Origin of the sequence: Tessaracoccus rhinocerotis (assembly GCF_007197885.1) — a bacterium.
In the GTDB taxonomy this organism is placed as follows: domain Bacteria; phylum Actinomycetota; class Actinomycetes; order Propionibacteriales; family Propionibacteriaceae; genus Arachnia; species Arachnia rhinocerotis.
The window spans coordinates 1-610 of the sequence record NZ_VKKG01000024.1 but is presented as its reverse complement, the minus strand read 5'-3'; the positions used below and the strand labels follow the sequence as shown (position 1 = coordinate 610).

The following is a 610-nucleotide window of genomic DNA, read 5'->3' as shown; positions in this document are numbered from 1 at the left end:
TCTGCGTAGTAGTCGGCGCCGCGGACGTAGCCGCCGGCATCGGCGGGCTCTGGGATGGGTTGCTTGTCTTGCCCGGTGTCCAGGATCGGTCTGAGGTGGACGTAGCGAGGCGACCTGACCCCTCCGGCGAGAGCTAGCTGGCAGGCGTCCTCCACCCGGTCGGCGGAGAAGCGACGAGACAGCCGCAGCACCGCCAACGCCGGGTCCAGGCCCTGCTCATCAATCGCCACGGATTCGAAGATCCGGTCGATGACCGTCTGCGCTGCCGGCCCGATCCTGGCCGCCCACTCCCGGACCCGGGCAGCGTCCCAGGGCTGGTAGCGCTCGCCGGTGGGCAGGTCGGCCTCGGCTGTGCGCCAACCCCCGGCGGATCCCTCCGGCAGCAGCAGATGGCTACTGAGCCGCTGCGAGCCGGCGAAGACTTCCAGGACCCGGTCAGTGACCCGGAGATCGACCTTGGATCCGATGTGGACAAACGGCACCGAGTAGTGGTTCTTGGCCCAGACCACGTGCCCGCTGCGTCCGACGCGGCGGCCATAGACCCAGCGGCTGATCTCATAGGCGACCTGCGGCAACGGCCTCAGCAGCGGCTGCTCCTCCGAGACGAACA

General features: G+C 69.0%; 1 protein-coding gene. It reads right to left on the bottom strand.

Features of this window, described 5'->3' with window-relative positions; translation table 11 throughout:
* A partial coding sequence (locus FOJ82_RS16380; RefSeq protein ID WP_425472513.1) for a Mu transposase domain-containing protein occupies positions 1 to 610 on the bottom strand: 610 nt, incomplete at both ends.